This window comes from Novosphingobium sp. 11B, assembly GCF_054589055.1.
In genome coordinates, this window is the sequence record NZ_BAAILP010000158.1 from 1 (window position 1) to 5,360 (window position 5,360).

The window sequence follows — 5,360 nt, forward strand, 5'->3', positions numbered from 1 at the left end:
CAACTTCACTTTAGAGACCTGCGGGCCGATCATGACTGCCTTGATGAAGCCTGCGGGCGCTACGCGCCCTTGCCTTCATCAAGGCAGTGCGCCCCTTCGAGGGGCCGCTTCCCAATGTGCTACGGCACCGAGCTGACCTCGAACGCTGTCCTCGCCTGGTGCGGGGAGGTCGGGGTGGAGTGGCACGACATTGCCCCGGGCAAGCCGATGCAGAATGGTTACGTCGAGAGCTTCAACGGTCGGATGCGCGACGAGCTGCTGAACGAGACCCTGTTCCTGAGCCTCGACCATGCCCGGGTGGTGATCGCCGCTTGGGCAGAGGATTACAACCAGGAGAGGCCGCACTCATCCCTTGGATACGAGACCCCAGCGGCCTTCGCCGCTGAACTGAATAAGCAATGGCCTGCTTCGCTACGCCCTACGGGCTCCGCTGCGCAGGCCATTGCTCAACCCGCGCTCATGCGCAACAGGCTGCCCGGCTCTAATCCCGACTGGAGGAAATCCGGGGGTCACGTCAGGACCTATTTCGGCGAAATTGAATTTGAATTTGAACGGCTCTTGCGAAAAGGAAAGGCATCCGGAGAAAGGCGACTTTGGTCGGCATTGTAGATAACGACAACAGCAACTCCTTGATCGACCGAAGAGCATGACCGAATTGTGACGCAATTTCAGAGTGAACGTAATGATGGACGGCTTTGACGTAGCGCCTTTCGCGACGCCCTTTAGGCAATGCCCTAGCTATCTCAAACAAACGCTCGTGTGCCCCGACGATTTTATTCTCGGACGTCGTCAAGCGCTCATGTGGGCCCGCATCGTAGAAGCCCAGTGTTTCATCCACAAAGTGAAAGGTGCCGAGGGCAGATAAGCGAATCCACAAATCCCAGTCCTCCGCTCCGGCGAGAGTGGGGTCGAAGCCACCGGCATCCAGAAACGCGGATCGCCGAACGCAGACGAGCGAGCATCCACCAACATAGTTCCATGCGGCCAGCGCGACTGGAGTAGACCATCGACGTGGGGGGCGGCGCCCCATGCGTCCATAGGTTTTTTCGGTATCGCTGCCGCGAGTGATCCATGCTCGATTGTGTGATAGCACAATCGAGGGGTCGCAAAAAATGGGCATGTGACGCTCAAGGCGTTCTGGCATCCACCAGTCGTCCGAGTCCAGAAATGCAACGATCTCTCCACTTGCCGCAGTCACGCCCGAGTTACGCGCAACGCCCGCGCCTTGGTTGGTTACATGCCGGACCAACTTCGCCCTAGGATATGTTTCGACTAGAGCTTTAATTATAGCTGCTTCGTCGGCGCTCGATCCGTCATCTACGACTATGATCTCGCTGGCCAAGGATTGCTGAGATGCGCTAGCTAGCGCACGCCCCAATTTTTCGCTACGATTTAGCGTTGGAATAATTATCGAAAACAATCGACATCCCTTCAAAAATGTTAAGGACGACGTATGGGATCACGATAGCGCTGCACTTAGCGCTTTAAGGGAGTCGGTTCGATAGCCTATGATTTTATCTCTGACTGATGAAAAATCGATATCATTGGCAATTATTTTGGGAAGCATCTCATCTTGTCCGGAAACAATAAGGCGATCTAAAAGGCCGACGCGTTCTAAAAGAGTAAGAAACCGGTCAAGGCCACGCTCGGAATTTCCCAAAGTAATAAAAGGCTTCTCAAACATAATTGCCATCACAGTGCCATGAAACGAATCTGTGACAACGAAATCCGCATCCCTGAATCCAGCGATCCAAGCGCCAACTGAAAATCCGGCGGTATGGGATGATATCAAGTTGACGCGCGCACTTCTCAAACCTCGCTCGGACTTCACCACTTCGGCAACGCGTGACCCAGCTTCTTGTGCATCTAACGCGTAGATCAATATTCCCGCTGGTCCCGCATTTTTCTCGGCAACCTCTTCTAGAAAGTCCCTCTCGGTGAGAAGCGTCGGGTCGCAGACAACCTTTGCATCTGAGCGACCTAACGTGTCTTTGCAGATGGTAACGCCGGAGCGCTCACGAACAGTTACGGTATGAAATTTTTGTAAAAGCTGGGATACTTCGGCGGTCCGCGATTGGTATTTCCATTCAGTATGGCCAAACGAAGCTGCATAAGCAATGCGACGGATATTTCTAGTGATATCTAGAAAATAAGCTAGGCCTTGATCTTCGCCCTGATACTCGAAACGCCAAACTTGGTCGCTGCCGACAATCACGGCGTCGAGCCGCAAATCGTCAGTGGCTTTTTGCAACTCTGATGTGCCAAACACAGGGTCAGATCGTTGGCCGAGATAAGATTTAACGAATTGGGCGTGTGTTTTTTTTAGCATTCGGCGTGTGCGTGAACCTCGCCAATCGTGCATTGGAAGATGCGACACTAAGGAAATTATAGTTTGCTTCAGAGTTTTCGGGCGGGGCAGCATATCCATAAAGTATGGGGAATGTCCCAAGGTCTGGAGAGTTCGATATAAACATGCTGCTTGAAGCATTCCTCCATAATTTCCTGTGAGAGGTAGCGTTAAAATTCCAACATTTTTCATTTCGGAAAATTCTCTCAAAATTTATTTTGCGTGAAGTAAGCCATTTGAGTGCTTACTGCTTGGTTTGCCATATGATCGTCGCCCTCGGATGGCTCCGCGTTTGATAGAATATAGATAGAATTGAGCAGCCGAGCGAGCGGTGTTCCGATCATAATTATCGCACGCCGCGGCGCAATTGGACGCGAATTCGATTTATACGGGCCCCCGTAGGTCTAAAGCTCGCGAGCGCACCTGATAGGAAGGCTGGGTCGATCGTCAGAGGGTCTACATCTGGGGCTGTACTGGTGACATCGACGTCGGACATTATAAGATTTTCTGCCTCTCCGCGAATCACAAGGGATCCTGCATCGAGCTTGATATTACGTAGATTGCAGTAAGATGATTTGCCGCCGATGTGCACACCAAGGTTACCATTGCGGAGCCTGACATTTTCTATTGTGCAATCAGCTATCGGAACCACGAAATCGCCGCGACTGTATCCTGCCAGTGCTAAGACATGACCGTCTGCACTAACATCTGAAATAACAAAATTTCTACAGCCGTAACAGACGATCGCAGAGCCGCGGTCATGACCGGGTTGGTCGCTATATTGTTTTGAGATGTCTGCGCCGCGGATGTTTTCGATTATAAAGTTGACGCCTGCTTCGACATGGATCAATTGGCTCAATGATCGACCCGTAATACGGCGAATCGTAAAGTTCTGCGCAGATTTATCAGGATTCCAGTCCTTCGTGTATATCTCTCCGGCGAAGCCTATGCCTAGCCCCCAATTCGGTTTGCCGGATGGAGCGGTGACATCAATGATATCGTGATTCTCGACGATGACTCCGGAGTCGTGTGGACAAACGTTCCATTCAATTGGATCTCCAATCAAACTTCGAAAAACACCGTTAGATATAACTGCGTCACGTAAAACCGAATGTCCGCCTTGACGCAGTACGCCATAGTTCGCGTTAGAAATCTGAAATTGATCTATCCGCAAATTCTTGAACGGACCGGGGCCGCCGATAAGAACTGCGGCAATGTGATCTCTGCCAGAATAATTAAGGCCAATGATGTCAATTGTGCCGTGTATGAGGCGTAGCATTACATTTTGAACACGTGAATTTTCGAAACGTAGCGTTGTCCGGCCACGTATACAGATTTCGGCTTGCGGCGATCCATTTAAGTCGCATTGGATAACGAGGATTGCACCATCTGGCACGTTGATGACCCCTCTGACTAGCAAGGGTCGGTCCCGTGGAGGTATGACGATGGGTGCGCCGCCATTGCGAGCCGCTTGGTCATCGATCATCTTCTGGAGCGGCTCGGGTGGGGCTTTTGGGACATCACGGCCAATTGCGTCTTGTGCAAATCCGAAAGGTAACAAGCCAACTGCTTGAAGGAACGCCCGACGTCGAACGTAGAAGTCGTGTCCTGTCATATGAATTCAATCCATTTCTTGGGATGGCAGGCACCGTGGCGATGTTGCGCGCCCCCTTGGGGCTTCACTTAAAGCATTTTTTCGCTATTGGCAGTCGCCTAAAAGGGAGCGTAGCACTGCATGCACGACGGCTCAACACCGCTTACTCCAAGTCGGCGGCATCAACCCAGTTTCAGCCTTTGCAACAAGTTGTTTCGGGTGGTGTGGCAGCTGACTTGGTTGCTGCTAGCCCGATTCACGCCTCCGCAAGCTCATGGTTGGCGTCGATTTTTGTTACGGGCCTTTGGAGCTCGTATCGGTCGCGAGGTTCGGGTCTATCCTGATTGTCGCATTTGGCATCCAGGCAATCTCACCATGGGGGAGGGCTCAGTGATGGGGCGTCAAGTCAATTGTTATAATCAAGGCTCGATAGTGGTGGGTGCTCGTGTTACAATATCACAGAACGTCACGCTCTGTGCTAGCACACACGATATCAATGACCCACTTTTCCCTTTGCTGCTTCGACCGATCTGCATTGAAAACGACGCTTGGGTCGCCGCTGAGGCGTTTGTTGGGCCCGGTGTTACAATCAAGGCGGGAGCTGTTCTCGGCGCCCGTGGAGTTGCAATGCGAGAGTTGTCACCTTGGACGTTCTATACTGGCAATCCCGCCACTGAACTGAAGAAGCGACGCCCCTTAACGATGTCCAATTCAGTAAGTGAACGTGAATTTTGATACATAATCAAACCCGCTGAAAGTGACTGGGAATATTGTAAGTATTTGGCCACAAGTTTACCTTAAACCGTTCGATCTTTTGGTTGCAAGTACTTTGACGTCTCCCGTTTTCTGCCTCCGTGTCAAAGGCACTGTAATTTTCTCCGGAACGGGCAAAGTGAAATTGGCCACTTTGGGGCTCTGAGCTCCAGGAGTTTGGCATGGCTGCGCTTCCGTTTCTCGGTGGACGGCCTCGGCGCCGAAGTTCGGCCGGTGCTGGCAAAAGTGATCCGCCGGATGGGGATTTCCAAGCAGACGTTCTACCGCTGGATGAAGCTGTAAATGGTGGGCTTGGCGTAGGCGAGCTGCGCTGGCTCAAGCAACTGGAGGACGAAAACCGCGAGCTCAATCAGCTGGTGGCCGACCTCAGCCAGGACAAGCACATTCTGCAAGACGTGCTGTCAAAAAAGCCTGAGGCCTCCTCGGCAGCGCGAGATCGTCCGGTATGTCCAGTCGAGCCATGCGGTCAGGGAGCGGCGCAGTTGCGCGGTGGTGACGTTTGATCGGCGGTGACCCTGTCCCGGTTCTGCCACCGGCCAGAACGAGAGGTCCGGCGCTTCATCGGCCGGGGTTAACCCCGGCCGATGAAGCAAATTCGGCCGGCGTCATGCACCCCAGGGATGTGTGAGGTCGGGTCTCGTTGAA

At 52.7% G+C, this 5,360-nt stretch carries 3 protein-coding genes and 2 pseudogenes; 2 read left to right on the plus strand and 3 right to left on the minus strand.

Features of this window, described 5'->3' with window-relative positions; genetic code table 11:
* Nucleotides 1-477 (plus strand): annotated as a pseudogene (locus ACYPYD_RS14775) (integrase core domain-containing protein); the annotation flags it as partial.
* A 37-nt stretch (nt 478-514) separates the two neighbouring features.
* Here ACYPYD_RS14775 and ACYPYD_RS14780 read toward each other — a convergent pair.
* The 3 genes from ACYPYD_RS14780 to ACYPYD_RS14790 form a co-directional block, all read right to left on the minus strand.
* Nucleotides 515-1,435 (minus strand): glycosyltransferase family 2 protein, encoded by a 921-nt coding sequence (locus tag ACYPYD_RS14780; protein ID WP_459663893.1) that lies wholly within the window; start codon nt 1,433-1,435, stop codon nt 515-517.
* Nucleotides 1,436-1,459: 24 nt separating this feature from the next.
* Entirely contained in the window at nt 1,460-2,539 is a 1,080-nt protein-coding gene (locus ACYPYD_RS14785; protein ID WP_459663895.1) for a polysaccharide pyruvyl transferase family protein, read from the minus strand.
* A gap of 154 nt (nt 2,540-2,693) precedes the next feature.
* Entirely contained in the window at nt 2,694-3,962 is a 1,269-nt protein-coding gene (locus ACYPYD_RS14790; protein ID WP_459663897.1) for a hypothetical protein, read from the minus strand.
* Between the two features lie 972 nt (nt 3,963-4,934).
* Between ACYPYD_RS14790 and ACYPYD_RS14795 the strand changes: the two are divergent.
* Nucleotides 4,935-5,222 (plus strand): annotated as a pseudogene (locus ACYPYD_RS14795) (transposase); the annotation flags it as partial.
* Between the last annotated feature and the right edge of the window lie 138 nt (nt 5,223-5,360).